Here is a 14,340-nt window from a genome sequence, read left to right as displayed (position 1 = left end):
AGGGGATGTATTTGTCGATTCGTGTGAGATTGTTGATTTCTTATATCGCCATGTTGATCGTTCCGGTATTCTTGTTTTTGTTCGCCTTATTTATCATCGGTCTGGCATTTATCGGCGACATAGAAAATATTACCGAAGATTATCAAGTGGATTTTAAGGGGCCCCAATCGATCAAAAACTTGATGAACGCGGATGAGGCTTATTTTACCGAGTTAACGTATGTTGCAAAGTATGCGCCGCAGAAGTTGGAAGATCCTGAGTTTTTGAGGGAGATGGACCGGAAGTTAAGCAGAATCCGATCCGGGCTGATCATCCGCAAAGAAGACCGGTTGGTTTATACATCCCCCTCTTTGAAAGATCCTTCGATCATCCGTGCTCTGTTAGCCGGCAAGAATAACCATGATCGTGAACAGATCAAAATCGGCCAGCGCCGGTATTCTTATAAACAATATCACTTTTTGACGGAAAATCATAAAGAGATGAGCATTTATATTTTACGGGATTTGAGCCCGTTTGCTCATATAGCGAGAAGGTTTTTTCCTGTTATTATTGTCGTTTTACTTCTTGTGTTAGCCTTTACCAACGGATTGCTCACTTATTTGGTCTCCAGAAGTATTCTTAAACCTCTCAACACCTTGAAACGTGCAACCGAACGGATAAAAGAGGGAAATTTAGACTTTCAAATCACCCCCACATCCAACGATGAACTGGGAGAACTGAGCCTGGCCTTTGAAAAAATGCGGCAAAAGCTAAAAGAGTCCATTGATCTGCAACTTCAATACGAAGAGAATCGAAAAGAATTGCTTTCCAATATCTCTCATGATTTAAAAACCCCTATTACTGCGATTAAAGGATATGTAGAGGGAATTAGGGACGGAGTGGCGGATACAGATGAAAAGAGAGAGAAATACCTCTCGATCATCGCCAGAAAAGCGGAGGATATGGATCGATTAATTGATGAGCTGTTCTTGTTTTCCAAGCTGGATTTGAAAAAATTGCCGTTTACCTTTGAACATGTGGAAATCATGGAATATCTGAGCGATAGTATTGAAGAGCTTAAATTTGATTTGGAAAAGCACGGGATTGAGATTCGCCTGACAAAGAACATCGGGCCTGCTTGTGTGATTGCCGACCGCGAAAAATTAAAAAGAGTCATCATGAACGTGATCGGAAACAGCGTCAAATATATGAACAAAACCAATGGCCGCATCTCTGTAAATGTCGCGGATCTGGATGACAAAGTAAGGATTCAGATAGAAGATAACGGGTCCGGAATTGATCCGGAAGCTTTGCCCTATATTTTCGATCGATTTTACCGGACAGACAAATCAAGAAGTACGCTTACCGGGGGAAGCGGTCTGGGGCTTGCCATCGCCAAGCAGATCATCGAAGAGCATGGTGGCGAGATATGGGCAGAAAGTGAACCAAACAAAGGAACGGTGATCTCTTTTACGCTAAAAAAGGTCATTGAATCGAAAAAGGGTGTCACGAATGAAAAAGATTCTGATTATTGAAGATGAACCCAGTATTGCAGAGCTCCAAAGGGATTATTTGGAGGTTAACGGTTTTCGTGTGGATATTGAATGCTCAGGGAAAAGAGGGTTGCAGCAGGCGCTTCAAACTCCCTATGATTTAATCATTTTGGATGTCATGCTTCCGGAAATGGACGGTTTTGAAATATGCAGACAAGTGCGCAGCCAAAAAAACATCCCCATTCTGCTGGTCACCGCCAAAAAAGAAGAGATCGATAAAATCAGGGGACTGGGTCTGGGGGCGGATGATTATATTGTCAAGCCGTTCAGTCCAAGCGAGTTAGTGGCAAGAGTGAAAGCCCACCTTACACGATATGAGCGGTTAACAGGTGTTACAGAGCAGAAGAAAAATGAAGGCCTCCGGATCAGGGGAATTTTCATTGATGTAGCTTCACGCAGAGTTTATGTCAATGACAGAGAAGTAAAGATTACCTCCAAGGAATTTGATTTACTGTACTTTTTGGCTAAAAATCCCAATCGGGTCTTTAGCAAGGAACATTTATTTGAACGCATATGGGGAATGGATGCTGCCGGCGATGTGGCTACAGTAACCGTTCATATCAGGAAATTAAGGGAAAAAATCGAGGTTGATCCGTCTAATCCCCAATATATTGAAACGATCTGGGGCGTTGGTTATCGGTTCAATGTTTAGGCAGTCGTCTTTCAATGAATATTGGAAGGCGTTTAGTCGGTTATCCATGGTAAAAGGAGAATATTTATAATCATGAAGAAGAAAATGAGTTGGTATTTCTTAGTCATGATCTGTCTGGGTGTCGGGATTTTCATCATATCCCCATATGTCACTTTAGATCCCTCAAAGAGCAGAATACAGTTAAATCCATCTTTTTCTCTGCACTATCCTTTGCTGGTTACTCATATCTTCCTGGCATTTATCGCACTCATCACCGGTTTCGTACAATTGATCGAACGTGTTCGGATCCAATATCCCCATATGCACCGATCCCTTGGAAGAATCTATTTTGTCAGCGTATTTCTAAGCGGAATGATCGCTCTGGTCATCACGATATATGCGGATAGTTTTGTTAAAGCCATGGCTTTTCTGACATTAGGATTGTTATGGTTATTTACCGGATGGAAAGGGTATCGTCTGATTCTAAAAAAGCGTTATGAAGAACACAGGATCTGGATGATCAGAAATTATGCCGTTACATTAGCAGCCATCACCGCACGTCTCATCGTTCCTGTTTGTATATTGGCTTATGTAAGCTTCCACGGCTTTACACTTGCCGGCGGACGGGAACAAATGATATCCACCATATTGGAAGTGAATATCTGGATCGGTCTGCTTCTCAATCTGTTATTTGCCGAATGGCTGATCCTCAAAAAGCAGACGAACAGCTCTCCTTCATAAACGTAATCAACGAACCGGGAGAGGATCCGTTTGGGCAAGCTCCGGGCCATCCCGCCAACAATCATAAAAATGACCCCATAAGCTTCCTTCCCTTATACTTGATCGTTCGTACGGAAGCTTATGGGGTCATTCCAGTAGAAGTCAGCTCAAATTTGGAAGGGGGAAGTGTTTGGCTTCAATCTGTTATTTCAGCTCAGAAGCGGGCTGTTTGACGGGAATCAGGATGAACAGAAAGGCGAACAGTCCCACTACAGCGGCAATGAGAAAGGGCATGTGCGGTGACAGGGCATGACCGATCAATCCCGACAGGATCGGAGCGACGGCCGCGCCGATCCAGCGCACAAAATTATATACCCCGGAGGTGACTCCGCGGTCATAGGGGGATACCTCCATCATGTAGCTGGTAAACAGCGCGTTATTCAACCCGGAAATCAAACCGGACAGGACGATTAATGTGATTTGCACCCAGATGACAGAAATCAGGAAAAACAGCACAAGTAAGACGGCAAATGCCAACAGTCCGTAAGGAATCAGGGTTTTGGGCGGATATGCTTTCTCCAGGCGATGCGACAGAACCGCCGAACCGTAGGCGAGCAGAAGTCCCCAACCAAAGAACACCAATCCGATCTGGATCGCGGTTAAATGGATGACCAGCGGGGAATAGGCCAGAACGACAAAGAATCCATAAAAGTAAAGCATGGAAGAGACAGCCCCTTGCAAAAAGGGACGGTAAGAAAGCAGATGCACCAGCTCTCTCCATCCCGCCGTTTTCCGCTGTATTTTTTTTTCCGGACGGGGAACCAGGAAGATCACCAGCAGAAAAGCCGTGAAGATCAAAAGACCGGTGGCAAAAAAGGGATATCGCCAGGAGAAACCTCCCAAAATGCCGCCGACCAGCGGCCCGCCGGCCATTCCAAGCCCGATTGCGGCCTCGTACAGACCGACCGCTTGACTCACTTCACCCGAGAGGGCGATCAGCAGGGTCATGGTTGTGGAGAAAAACATGGAGTTGCCAAGTCCCCAACCCGAACGGAACAGGGAGAGCTGGAAGATGGTATCAGAACTCCCGCACAGAAGGGCGAATACGGTCACAATCCCCAAACCGGCCACCATCAATTTTTTGTCGCCAAATTTTACGGCGGCCAGTCCGGACGGAATCATCATCAGGGCCATCGTGAATATATAGGCCGTAAAAAGCATCTCCACTTCCCAGTGAGAGGCGCCGATCTGTTCTGAAATCACGGGCAGGATGGGATCGACGACACCGATGCCCATGAACGCCAAAAATGTGGCAAAAACCGTGATGTTGCGGCCCCGGCGCATGACCTGATCCGTCATGGGTTATTCCTCCTTTGTTGGGATCGTTTCATGTAAATGGGTTAACAGCTCGTTCAGCTCATTTTTAAACGACTGCATTCGATTGATTTTTTTTTCCAGCATAAGGATTTGTTCTTCCAGACTGCGGGCGATCTCAGTCAATTGACCCGGAGGGATTTCATCCTTGCTTTCGGTATGTTTCCGGATCGTCTCTTTTAAAGCCAGAAATTGTTGCAGCTCTTGCAGGGAGAAACCCAGTACCTCTCTTGCCAGTATGACATTGTGAATCTGGTTGATATCCTCTTCCGAATACAGGCGGAACTTTCCTTCACTCCGCTCCGGGGGTTTGATCAGGCCGATTTCTTCATAAAAGCGGAGAGTGCGTTTGGTCAGCCCTGTCTCCCTGGCTACTTCATCAATCTTGTACCATTTCAAATCCTGTCCCCTCCTGTACTTCATCTCTAGCATAAATAAAGTTTACGTTAACGTCAACGTTTATGTTGGATTGTCTTCCCGTAAAAACGGAAATGGCAGCTTGTCACCACCTTGGATTTAAGCCCGCTCCGGAATTTGTTTTCCGTCTCCGCGTGGGTGCTGTGGCAGAGTCGCTCCACCGGAAAACAAATTCCTTCGCTTACTCGTCGATCCGGCTGAGAAATCGGGCTGACTTGATACATCACTGAAAGAGAAAGGTAAAATCGTGCAGGGAGGCCATGATTGGCCGAAGTGCCTTTGAGGCTGTATTCAGCGGAGGCCTCAAACGGAGGGGAGGGGATCACATGTCCTTAGTGACAGCGAGTTTGATCCGCGCCCGTAGTGAGAGTCCGGAGCGGACAGTTTTTTATTTCTCTGCCGGCCTATAGAGCACGGAGCCCAACACGGCCGACCGCCCCGAAGCACAATCACAAAAACTCTTACTTAATCATCACACATCCACAAGATCCGTCATGGCCTGACGTCCATCACCATGGATGAAAATACGGATTTTGTCATTTTCGTATAAAAAGAATCCCCCTTCTTTGAGTGAGAAGAGGGATTCGGCTAACATTATTCGGTGGCGATGGATTGATCGGCCTGTTGTTTGTTCGGGATGATCTGGATAAAATGTTGATCCGGATGTTGCAAGAGTTTTTCCACCTTATCCGCTTCTTCCAACTGGCCGGAACGAATCAGCTCCTGCAGGTAAGCGCCGAGCAACTCGTTCAGGTCCTGAACGCCTTTTTGGTCCAGCGGCTCCAGCGATACTTTTGCTGCCTTGGCGATCCGGCGCATGATGGCCGCTTCATCCAGACCCATGTCGGGTTGCAGCCGCAGGTAGACGACACCGCCCGTCATGCCGGAACAAATCCACGGGCCGGGATCTCCGAGGACAACGGCACGGCCGTCTGTCATATATTCAAAGGCAAAACCTTTGATATTGGCCCGGTTGGCAATCATGCCCAGTTCGTCGCAGAGCGGCTCTGTTATTTCGCCGGCAATGATCACGTCGGCTCCGGAGAGACGGATTCCCGCGCGGGAATCCGCATTGCCTTGAACGATGAACAGCCCTTTTTGCGCGCCGTAGCAGAATCCTTTTCCAACTGAACCGTTGATGAATTGTCTGTTTCTGCCTGGCGACTTGAGGATGGCGACCCGTCCGCCAAAGGCTGTTTTTCCGACACCGTCCTGCGCTCCGCCATGAACGGTTACGTGGATGCCGTCGGCATGGAAAGCGGCAAACCCGTTACCCGGTACAGAACCTTCCGTGATCGAAAAGTTCATTTCCGGTAATGAGCGGTAGCTGCCATCGAGGCGGTTCCGCACCCGGGCGCCGGAGATATCGCTCAACATGACGCGGTTGGCGCTGTTGATGCCTGAATACGACCGGGAAACCGGCTGGTTAAAGCTGAACGTGTCCGTGGCGTGTTCAGCTCCGGCGGCCACCAGAACGGGAGTGGAATACGCTTCTTGCGAGGCTTCAACCGGCACTTGCGCCCAGTCTGCCGAGGTGACGCGCAGCAGGTCGGTCAGGTCCAATTTCTCCAGTTCCCTCGTTTGTACAAGGAGATCGGAACGGCCGACAAGGTCTTGCGCACGTGTGAAGCCCAGTTTGGCGGTGAGTCGTTTGATCTCTTCGCCGAAGGCGGTAAAGAGCCGCATCAAGCCATCGACAGCCAGATCGAAATCGCGGGGCACGAAGCGGCGTAAACCGTGCTCTTCCGCTTCCTCCACCGATTCGATCTGCGTCGCGATTCCGACGTGACAGGTATCCAGATGGCACCCGCGGCAGGTGGTACAGCCGATTGCGAGCATAGCCAGGGTTCCAAAACCGACCCGGTTGGCCCCGAGCAGCATCAGCTTTACCACGTCGAGACTGCTTCTCACCCCGCCGTCTGCCCAGAGCTCCACCTGATGGCGGATGCCTGCCTCGATCAGAGCGTTATGAGCCGCTTTTACCCCGATTTCCGCTGGCAGGCCGACATGCTGGAGGGCATGGATGCGCGCTGCGCCGGTTCCGCCGTCAAATCCGCTCAAGGTGATGATGTCCGCCCCCGCTTTGGCGATGCCGACCGCGATGGTCCCGATGTTGGGAACGACAGGCACTTTGACGATCACTTTGGCCCGGTTGTTGGCCGTTTTCAATTCCGTGATGATCTGCGCCAGGTCTTCGATCGAGTAAATATCATGGTTATTGGATGGCGAAATCAAATCGCTGCCGGGAGTCGCATTTCTCGCTGCCGCCACTTTAGGGGAAACTTTTTTGCCGGGCAGATGGCCCCCTTCGCCCGGCTTGGCCCCTTGGCCAATTTTGATTTCCAGAATGTTGGCCGAGTTGGCCAGTTCCACATTGACTCCGAAACGGCCGGAAGCCACTTGATGTCCGCGGGTTCTCGGGTATTTGCCAAGCATATCCTTTATTTCGCCGCCTTCGCCGTTCAGGCTGATCATATTGAGGCGATCCGCCGCTTCCGCATACGCCCTGAAGGCCACTTCATTTTGCGATCCGAACGACATGGAACTGATCACCATCGGCAGGTCGTGATCTCCCACACGCAAATCAACTTCGGATGGATCGATCTCAGAGCGGTCGTCCAATCGCAGATCGGCTACATGGCGGATGCTGACCGGGTTTTCCTTTTCGAGACTGTCCAATTTCTCGGCGAACTCTTCGTAACGGATCGAGCCGGCCGCCACTTGCCCGATCGACTTCCAAATCCGCGGCCAGAGATGAAAGAGGCGGGCCGGTTTGGCTTTGGAATCTGAAAAATCCCGATAACGCTCTTCCGCATCTTTTTCAAGGTGCTCCCATGACAAGCCCGCCTTTTCGGAGCCGCAGTAGTTGACAATTCCCAATACATCAGCCACTTCCGGGCTGAGGCCGATTGAGGAAAACAGGCGGGCATAGCCTCGCAGTTCATGGATCCCGATCGTGGAAATGATTTTTTCCAGCCCTTTATTGATGGCAGCGTACAGGTTGACGGCGGTTTTGTTCTCCTTTTCCACGATCGTGCCAAACATCAGATAAGGGGAAACGGCATCGGCTCCAAGTCCCACTGCGACGGCGAGATCGTGCAGGTTTCGCATGGCCCCTGAGCGCACCACGATGCTCGCCTGGCGGCGCAGGTTTTGTCCACTGGAGAAGGACGCCTTTTTCAGTCCCTGGTCCACCATGGAAATGGCCAGATGCGGATCGAGATAGAGCCGGTCGTTTTGGTGACACTCGGAGTCGTCCAGCAACAGCAGGACCTTTCCGTTTTTCACGGCTTCCACGGCTTTGGCTTGCAGCTCGTCAAGAGCGTCAGCCCACCGGATGCCTCTTGCACATGAGAGGGACAGCCGGGTGACTAAACCTTGTTCGGCATAGAGCTGGATCAGCTCCTCCAGCGACAGGGTGGAGAATTCCGCGCAAACATCGGGGGCCAGATGGCCTTCGACCAGAATGGGGGAAGGGAGTTCCACCCGCAGCGGATCCGGGTCGGTCGCCTCACCAGGGGCCGGACGCTTCCCGATCACCACGCGTGTGGAGAAATGCTCCATTTCCCGTTCGCGGTCAATTGCCGGGTTTGTGACAACAGCGACGCTTTCTTTGATGTAATCGGAAATATTTTGCCGCACTTTGGCGAGAGCGGCCAACGGACCGTCATGCCCGAGCGAACGGATGGGATCGGCGCCTGTATCCGCCATTTGCTCTACCATCTGAACTTGTTCCCGTTCCCAGCCAAAAGCGGCATAGGCCTGGTCTGTGGCCGGTTCGGTTTTGACCCCCGGCACGCCGCATCCTTTGGGGGTGGACAAATATTTCCGGTAATCGCTGAAGCAGGTGCGCTCACGCGTCCTTTCCAGAACCAGTTGTTGCAGTTCGTGGTGGGCGAGCACCCGGGCGTGAGGGAGGAGCTGCACACCGATCGTCTCTCCCGGCGCCAGTGGCTTGGGTTCGCTCACCATTTCATGAACGGGCAAAATTCCCTGTTCGGATGAGAAGAAGAGAGCGCGTTCGCTTTCCACCATCCACAGAGGGCGGAGTCCCAATGCATCTACGCTGAAGGCGCACTCATCCCCGTAGCGGGAGACGATTCCGGCAGGCCCCTGGGCAAATGGTCCCCATGTTTGCCGGTAATACATATAGAGGTCCCGGAGTTCCGCAGGAAGGTGCTTGATTTCATGAATAATAGGCGGAAAGACGATTTCAATCGCTTCAAACAAGCTGAAGCCATAATGATGAATCAAGGTTTCGATCAGCCGGTTCAAATCTTGTGAGTCGCTGCTGCCTTCCGCAAGCGGGACGCCGATCATTTCCGCTTCGTCACGCAATTTGCGTATCGTGTTGATTTCCCCGTTATGCCCCAACAACGAGAAAGGCTGGACACGGAAAAAGTTGGACAGGGTATTGGTCGAGTAACGGTTATGTCCAATGGTGACCAGCGATTGAAATGCGGGGTGATTCAAATCGCGGAAATACTTTGGCAACAGGTTGGCGGCTCCCATCAGTTTGTATACGGCGGTCCGATCAGAAAAAGATGCGATCTGTACCGGAAACCGTTTTTCCACTTCAACGACCATATCGAATAAACGCCTTGGTAAATCTTCGGCCGTGTCGGCCAAACAGGCGACCTGCCAGAAGTGGGGTTCATCGGCCCGGCCGTTTTTACCAAGCACGGAACTGTTTACCTGGTCAAGCTTTTCACATAATACTTGCAGCCCGTTTTTCTTGAAACAGGTGATGATCTCAGCCTTGACTCTATCCGCTGCTTCGGAATTTCGTTTCGGCAAAAACACATGAGCGACAACAAAGCGGGGATCAAAAGCCAACTCAGCGGAAACACCTTCACGGGACAATGTTTCTGCCCACAGCTCACGGGGGAGATCCGTCAGGATTCCGCAACCGTCCCCTTCACCGTTGATAAATCCCGAACGATGCTCCATTTTGATCAGCGCTTCAATCGTATCCAACATATTTTGGCGCTTCGGGGTGCCGTCTTTTTCGATCACAGCGATAATACCGCAGCTGTCATGTTCATCGGCTGTGAGATGTTGAAAGCGGCCCAAGTGGTTTTTCATAGGAACGGTCATCGTTGACCTTTCACCTCCGGCAAAGAATTAGAACAGTCGCAAAAGAGGTTTCTTTAAAAAGAAGAAAGATGGGGGCAAGAGCAAATGAATTCATGCGCGGGGAAAAGAAAATGAATCCGAAATAGGAAGTAATAAAAGAATAACACGAATATTGCCAGCAAACAAGGATTGAATAACATGTTTATTCAATTTGTCACGTAATTATGCGGTTTTGTAATGTTGAAGAATCACTTTGTTGATGGAAGAATGCTTAAGAGATAGGAGTTGATTCGTTTCGGATACTGGAAAACGCTTACACAATGAAATGCATATTTATAAATTGCTTTCCGGAGTGAATGAAGAAACACAATGGAAATGATTTTTGTTTTAAATGAAAAATGGACCCTTCTTGACAGAGGAAATCCTACCGCTCCGATCGAAATAATCCTTACAGACAATTTCATCAGGGGTTAAGAGAAATGGAAGAATGGCCGGGGATGCCAAATCATAAAGATGAGCTGGTTCAAAAGTTGGCAGATGAGATTGAAGAGGAATTGAGAGATTTGATCATGAAGGGGCCCCATCCCAGCTTGACAAGTCTGATTGCATTTTGCTCATGCTGTTGGGATTTTAAGCACCGCAAAGAGATCTGCCTGGTACAGGTGGAAGGGGATGAACTTCCCTTTTGCCGCGATTGTATGAAGAAGAAAGGGCGGAAAGAGTCGGATTCGATGGAGGCGATGGAGTACCAGGCGAGGACGATCGCCATCATGAGAATTCGCGGACTCATCAAGTAGTTTCTCCGGGGCGGGATGGCCGGAATGGTCTTGTGGTTGAGTTTGAAATAAATCAATAAGAGAAAGCTTCCCCCACAAGCAGAGAAGGGGGAAGCTTTTTGTTTATTCCGATGCCGGCTCAGGTTGGTTGATCATATGATGGGCAGCGATAACCAGACGGGAAAAGAATTCTTCGCGTTCCTGTCCGGTGATGCCCGCTTCGTCCATCGCCTGATCCATGCACTCCAGCCAGGCGTTGGCGCGGGACGGAGTGATCGGAAAGGGCAGATGTCTGGCGCGCAGCATCGGATGCCCGTATTTCTCCGTATACAGCGGAGGCCCGCCCAGAAACTGGGTGAGAAACATGTACTGTTTTTCCATGACCGGCCGGATCTGTTCCGGAAAAAGGGGCTTTAACAGGGGATGGGCCTGGACTTTTGGATAAAAAGCCTCCACCAGTTGACGTACCTTTTCCGCACCCCCGATTTTTTCGTACAATGTTGTCATTTCATGCATGCGATTCACCTGACTTGTGATGGGGCTTCATCTTTTTAAAAGCTCTTTCCACCGCGCGGATGGTAAACTGGATATCTTCGTCCGTATGGGCGGTGGTGAGGAACCACGCCTCATATTTGGACGGGGCCAAATAGACGCCTTCTTCCAGCAAAAGGCGGAAAAATTGAGCGAACAACTCACCGTCGGCGGCTTGAGCTCCCTGGTAGTCCACCACGGGCTGATCGGTGAAGTAAACGGTAAATGCTCCGCCCACCCGGTTGATGGTAACGGGGATGCCGTATTTTTCAGCCAGCATTGAGATGGCATCGCATAATTCTTTTCCCATTTGATCCAACCGCTCGTAAGTCCCAGGCAGCGAGAGAGTCTGAATGCAAGCCATTCCGGCGGAGATGGAGAGCGGATTTCCCGCCATGGTTCCCGCCTGGTACATCGGACCTGTGGGAGCGACCTTTTCCATGATCTCCCGTTTGCCGCCGTAAGCGCCGATGGGCAGTCCGCCCCCGATAATTTTGCCAAGTGCCGTTATATCGGGTTCCACGTTAAACAATGTTTGGACACCGCCATAGTGGAAGCGGAACGCGGTGATCACCTCATCATAGATGACCAGGGCCCCTGCCTGATGAGCCCATTCATTCACTTGCTCCAGGAAACCGGGAGCAGGCGGAACGATGCCGAAGTTACCGACCAGCGGTTCCACCAGAACGGCAGCAACCTGATCACCCCAGGCGTCGATGGCCTCTTTCAACGCATCCGGATGATTGTAAGGAACGGTGATTACTTCCTGGGCGATGCTGGCCGGAATTCCTGCGCTGTCCGGGATGCCCAGGGTCGACGGCCCTGATCCTGCCGCCACCAGGACGAGGTCGGAATGGCCGTGGTAACACCCGGCAAATTTAATGATTTTGTCGCGTCCTGTGTAGGCACGGGCCAATCGGATCGCGGTCATGACAGCTTCTGTTCCGCTGTTTGTAAAGCGGATTTGCTCCATGGAGGGGATTAACCGGCGAAGCAGTTGGGCAAAGCGTACTTCTTTCTCTGTCGGCGTTCCATACAGAACACCGTTCACCGCCGTCTCCATGATGGCGGAAGTCACAGCCGGATGGGCATGGCCTAAAATGATGGGACCGAATGCGGCGAGATAGTCGATATATCTGTTGCCGTCTTCGTCCCAGAAATAGGCTCCCCGGGCTTTTTTCATAAATATGGGGGCGCCTCCTCCGACAGCGCGGAAAGAACGCGAAGGGCTGTTTACGCCCCCGACGATCACATCTAACGCTTCTTTATACAAGTGTTCCGATCGATGAATATTCAACAGGAATCCTCCCTCTACTTACTCTATACAATTTTACCTTTGGCGCGGAGAAATGCCTAGGGAATTTGCATGGTTTGTCTGTTGTCGGTTTATTTCGGATTGTGATATTCTGAAACTGGCAACTTCTGCGTTTTCCTGGATACGATGAAAGTAACAGATGAAATAGAAACGGCGATCTGGAAGTGAAACATTTGGAGGCGAGGAACTTTGGCTTTTTTTCATGTGGGTGAACGTTACAGGGACTCTTATTATATTGAACATGCAGTGCCGTTTTTTGACGGCGAACTGGCGATCGCACAGTCTGACTCGCAGCGGTACTATCTCCAATCTGCCCACTTGCAGAAGCAAGCCCCTGCGCGGGCGATCCAACAATACCGTTCATTGAACCATCCATTGGTCATTCCGTTTCTGGAGGTATATACCGAAGAGCGCTCACTCGTGTTTATCCGTCCTTATGTATCGATTCAGCCTTTGAGTGAGGCGATTTCCACCGGGCAGGTGGATGAAGATCAGGTTGTGGAGTGGGGAAAACAATTGCTCCAATTGGCCTCGCAACTCCAGTCCATGCCGATTCCCATGTATTTGCTCTTAGATCCCCGCAATATCGGGCTTACCGATGACGGGGACTTAAAAGTGTTTTTTTGTGGGTTGCAGAGAATCACTTCCCAGAAACTCACATTGGATTGGGGGACCTTTTTTTACTGCCTTTTATCCGGACAATATCTGGAAGAGCCGATTGACAAGGTGCCCGAAGATTTACCCGTGTCCAAGCATATGATCCGTTTAATCCAAAAAAGCTTGAAGAACAGCTCAGTCGACTCGGTCCGGTCACAAATTGACGCGTATGAAAAAAGAAAACATGGGAAAAGTTTGTTCAGCCGCCTTTTTGGCGGAGAGAAGAAAGAAGAGCCTCGACCCCAGAGTTCGTCATCCGGACAAAAGGTAATTCCACCCGTGCAAAGGTCTGAATCTCCCTCCGATCGCATTCAAGCAGCCCAGCCGACCGTCTCCAAAGAAGAAACACCAAACGAGTTGGAACAGCAGCATCTGGAACAAATACGCTTGGAATATGAACGCCGTCAACAAGAATTGCTGGAGCAACTAAGAAGGCAACAGGAAGAACTGGAGCGACTGGAAAGAGAACGACGCGAAAAGGAGCGTTTAGAGAAGGAATTGCAGCGGGCGCGTGAAGAGCGCGAACGGCTGGAACGCGAGCGCCGGGAACAGGAAGAACGAGAACGGCTGGAACGCGAGCGCCGGGAACAGGAAGAACGAGAACGGCTGGAACGCGAGCGCCGGGAACAGGAAGAACGAGAACGGCTGGAGCGTGAGCGCCGGGAACAGGAAGAACGTGAACGGCTGGAACGCGAGCGCCGGGAACGAGAAGAGCGTGAACGGCTGGAGCGTGAGCGCCGGGAACAGGAAGAACGAGAACGGCTGGAACGCGAGCGCCGGGAACGAGAAGAGCGTGAACGTGCCCTTCAGGAGCTGGAAAGGCTGAAACGGGAGCGCATGGAGTGGGAACGGAAAGAACGCGAACGCCTGGAGAAAGAACGGCAAGAGTTTGAACGCAAGGAACGTGAATTGCGTAAAAAATTGCAAGAAGACCTCAAGCAGCTCGAGTTACAGAACAGCGATCAGGATAGGAATCGCGGCCGATCCGCCGGTCCGGACGATCCGCAACCCGAACGGGTCGATTCGAAATCCATCGAGAGACAACGTCAGGAACTGGAACGTGTGCAGAAAGAAAAGGAAGAGCGTGAGCGACTGCTGAGGGAAAGGATTTACCGGGAAAGCGAGGAGCATGCCCAACTGGCCAGACAATTTGAGGAATACATGAAACAAATGTTGAACAAGAAAAAAATTTGATATGAGAGCCGGCCATCATCACTCTGACATGAGTGAGAAATCATGCCGCAACGAACGAAGCTGCTTCACCCTCTCGCCACTCCGGCCGCTTCGTGTTAAACTGATTGCGGACAGTTC

General features: G+C 50.6%; 10 protein-coding genes. 5 read left to right on the top strand and 5 right to left on the bottom strand.

Going from position 1 to position 14,340, the window contains the following annotated elements; genetic code table 11:
• Nucleotides 1-11: 11 nt before the first annotated feature.
• The 3 genes from BMW55_RS16445 (at nucleotide 12) to BMW55_RS16435 (ending at nucleotide 2,904) form a co-directional block, all read left to right on the top strand.
• A complete protein-coding gene (locus tag BMW55_RS16445; protein WP_089972093.1) occupies nucleotides 12-1,514 on the top strand; it encodes a sensor histidine kinase in 1,503 nt (500 codons plus the stop codon).
• Nucleotides 1,492-2,184, top strand: a complete 693-nt coding sequence (locus BMW55_RS16440; RefSeq protein WP_089972090.1) for a response regulator transcription factor — start codon at nucleotides 1,492-1,494, stop codon at nucleotides 2,182-2,184. The genes BMW55_RS16445 and BMW55_RS16440 overlap by 23 nt, the downstream gene beginning before the upstream one ends.
• Before the next feature lie 72 nt (nucleotides 2,185-2,256).
• Nucleotides 2,257-2,904, top strand: coding sequence for a DUF2306 domain-containing protein (locus BMW55_RS16435; RefSeq protein ID WP_089972086.1), 648 nt, complete (start codon nucleotides 2,257-2,259; stop codon nucleotides 2,902-2,904).
• A gap of 183 nt (nucleotides 2,905-3,087) precedes the next feature.
• Here BMW55_RS16435 and BMW55_RS16430 read toward each other — a convergent pair whose 3' ends face one another.
• The 3 genes from BMW55_RS16430 to BMW55_RS16420 all read right to left on the bottom strand — a co-directional run bounded on the left by BMW55_RS16430 (nucleotide 3,088) and on the right by BMW55_RS16420 (nucleotide 9,771).
• The gene (locus BMW55_RS16430) at nucleotides 3,088-4,242 is read right to left on the bottom strand and encodes an MFS transporter (RefSeq protein WP_139179528.1); all 1,155 of its coding nucleotides are present in this window, start codon (nucleotides 4,240-4,242) and stop codon (nucleotides 3,088-3,090) included.
• 3 nt (nucleotides 4,243-4,245) lie between these two features.
• Nucleotides 4,246-4,656 carry a MerR family transcriptional regulator gene (locus BMW55_RS16425; protein WP_089972082.1) on the bottom strand — a complete coding sequence of 137 codons (411 nt, stop codon included), beginning with the start codon at nucleotides 4,654-4,656 and terminating at the stop codon, nucleotides 4,246-4,248.
• 612 nt (nucleotides 4,657-5,268) lie between these two features.
• Entirely contained in the window at nucleotides 5,269-9,771 is a 4,503-nt protein-coding gene (locus BMW55_RS16420) for a glutamate synthase-related protein (RefSeq protein ID WP_244527605.1), read from the bottom strand.
• A gap of 458 nt (nucleotides 9,772-10,229) precedes the next feature.
• On the opposite strand from BMW55_RS16420, the gene BMW55_RS16415 reads away from it, so the two are divergent.
• On the top strand, nucleotides 10,230-10,547 hold the full coding sequence (locus BMW55_RS16415) for a hypothetical protein (protein WP_089972079.1): 318 nt from the start codon (nucleotides 10,230-10,232) through the stop codon (nucleotides 10,545-10,547).
• Nucleotides 10,548-10,649: 102 nt separating this feature from the next.
• On the opposite strand, the gene BMW55_RS16410 is transcribed toward BMW55_RS16415, so the two are convergent.
• The gene (locus tag BMW55_RS16410; RefSeq protein ID WP_089972074.1) at nucleotides 10,650-11,042 is read right to left on the bottom strand and encodes a globin domain-containing protein; all 393 of its coding nucleotides are present in this window, start codon (nucleotides 11,040-11,042) and stop codon (nucleotides 10,650-10,652) included.
• On the bottom strand, nucleotides 11,035-12,354 hold the full coding sequence (locus BMW55_RS16405) for a glutamate-1-semialdehyde 2,1-aminomutase (protein ID WP_089972071.1): 1,320 nt from the start codon (nucleotides 12,352-12,354) through the stop codon (nucleotides 11,035-11,037). The genes BMW55_RS16410 and BMW55_RS16405 overlap by 8 nt, the downstream gene beginning before the upstream one ends.
• A gap of 207 nt (nucleotides 12,355-12,561) precedes the next feature.
• On the opposite strand from BMW55_RS16405, the gene BMW55_RS16400 reads away from it, so the two are divergent.
• The gene (locus BMW55_RS16400; protein WP_089972067.1) at nucleotides 12,562-14,223 is read left to right on the top strand and encodes a CCDC34 family protein; all 1,662 of its coding nucleotides are present in this window, start codon (nucleotides 12,562-12,564) and stop codon (nucleotides 14,221-14,223) included.
• The last annotated feature ends 117 nt before the right edge of the window (nucleotides 14,224-14,340 follow it).

Source organism: Lihuaxuella thermophila, from assembly GCF_900110165.1.
GTDB classification, from domain to species: Bacteria; Bacillota; Bacilli; order Thermoactinomycetales; family Thermoactinomycetaceae; genus Lihuaxuella; species Lihuaxuella thermophila.
Note: the sequence above shows the minus strand (reverse complement) of the source record. Positions and strands in the feature narration are given on the sequence as shown.

What these genes read in the sequence shown, in the direction of transcription:
- BMW55_RS16440 (WP_089972090.1), top strand. Translation starts at nt 1,492, where the DNA reads ATGAAAAAGATTCTGATTATTGAAGATGAACCCAGTATTGCAGAGCTC.
- BMW55_RS16435 (WP_089972086.1), top strand. Translation starts at nt 2,257, where the DNA reads ATGAAGAAGAAAATGAGTTGGTATTTCTTAGTCATGATCTGTCTGGGT.
- BMW55_RS16430 (WP_139179528.1), bottom strand. Translation starts at nt 4,242, where the DNA reads ATGACGGATCAGGTCATGCGCCGGGGCCGCAACATCACGGTTTTTGCC.
- BMW55_RS16420 (WP_244527605.1), bottom strand. Translation starts at nt 9,771, where the DNA reads ATGACCGTTCCTATGAAAAACCACTTGGGCCGCTTTCAACATCTCACA.
- BMW55_RS16415 (WP_089972079.1), top strand. Translation starts at nt 10,230, where the DNA reads ATGGAAGAATGGCCGGGGATGCCAAATCATAAAGATGAGCTGGTTCAA.
- BMW55_RS16410 (WP_089972074.1), bottom strand. Translation starts at nt 11,042, where the DNA reads ATGCATGAAATGACAACATTGTACGAAAAAATCGGGGGTGCGGAAAAG.